At 48.5% G+C, this 1,455-nt stretch carries 1 protein-coding gene; it reads left to right on the top strand.

All coding sequences use genetic code 11. The annotated features are described in order from the left end of the window. The first annotated feature begins 764 nt into the window (after positions 1–764). Positions 765–1,412, top strand: coding sequence for a hypothetical protein (locus ACNPN0_RS06045; protein ID WP_096257432.1), 648 nt, complete (start codon positions 765–767; stop codon positions 1,410–1,412). Positions 1,413–1,455: the final 43 nt, after the last annotated feature.

The raw sequence follows: 1,455 nt of genomic DNA, 5'->3' as shown, positions 1-1,455 counted from the left end.
CAAAGCGCTGGTCAAGTCATCGTACTGGTCAGGTGAGAGAGACAGATGAATGTCTTTGCGGTGGGTGTTCAACATGAACTCCTGGGTTGTCCAATAGTTCTATGGCCTCTGACCTTACTGCCGGGTAACAGGTATAGATCAAGACCGGAGAAATTTACTCAGCAACCCCACAAGAACCGTGACCAGCCAAGAAACATCGGTCTTTGCTGAAGTACAGGACGCGGGCACCGAAGTAAAGCGAAATGGGATTGCCCCGGCCAAGCCTAAAGGAACACCGGCATGCTACGCCATGACGCAGGCCTCACCGGCAGTTCTTCACCCGGTTCCCGTGAACAGCCACTCGAGGCATCCGAATGGCCGTGTTTCTCCTCGCGGTCAATATCCTCTATTCACGGTGGACCGCAAGACGAAACCATTGGAGACACAACCTCTTTCGGGCACGACTCAAAAATCTAAAAATCAGCCAAAAAATCTGAAGTCAGCTGCATCCCGTAAACCACTGACCATGGATTGTGGGAAATACCGTTCCGGAATCAGGTTTCGGGAATCCGAAAAGACTGCGAATCCGCTCACTGACGGATAATGCGCGAGCAGTTGATCCTGCGTCCCATAAATGATCGTTTTTGAATCATCTACACTACTCAAAGCATCGACTGTTCAAAATTTTTTAATTGCGCTCAATACCTCGTCAAATACGGATTAAATGTTAAAGCTCAGTATAAGCTAATCAATATGATTGACTAAGGCAACTAACAGATCGATGGGTGAAACTTTTGAAAAAAATCACTTCAATTGCTCTCGGCGCTCTTCTGCTAGGTAGCTCGTTGCTGAGCGCGCCAGCTAATGCAGCCCAGATGGAGCCAGAAAATTTCGTAGAAACACAGGCAGTCCCAGCCTATGCTGTCGGGGAAAGTGGAGAACGGTTCTACTTTGACAACATTGAACAGAAGTTAGGGGTCGCGCAACCCGCAGCATACTGGTCACCCTGTGGCGTTTTCGATAAGAACGAAAAGCTCGTCAGAACTTTCAGTAGGCAAACGGTTAAAGGAGTCTCGGGACGTACAGCCTATCTACGTTGTGGCACAAACAAAGTCGTCAAAGGTAAAAATATCGGTTGGGGCTATCGGCATATCAAAGCTGGCCACATGAACGACTGGAACAACCAGGCGGAATCCTTAGGTGCGAACTGGAGGGACTTCGCGGATTGGGCAACAAACGAAGCCTTAAAATGGTCATGCCTAAAGAAATACCAAAGCGGCAATAAAACTATTCGGTACGGTGGGGTTTATGAACTTCGAGATTCCCGTGGGCGGATCATAAAAAAAGTCGGCGTCACGGCATCAGTTTCAGCCACAAATTCCCGTCTCATCACATCTCATCCCGACAGTGTGAACCGAGCTTGCGGTAAATAATCAAGCTTCGCTGGTAAGTTCTAACAAGAAGGGCTATGGCGCA

It is taken from the genome of Glutamicibacter sp. AGC84, from assembly GCF_053543575.1.
Note: the sequence above shows the minus strand (reverse complement) of the source record. Positions and strands in the feature narration are given on the sequence as shown.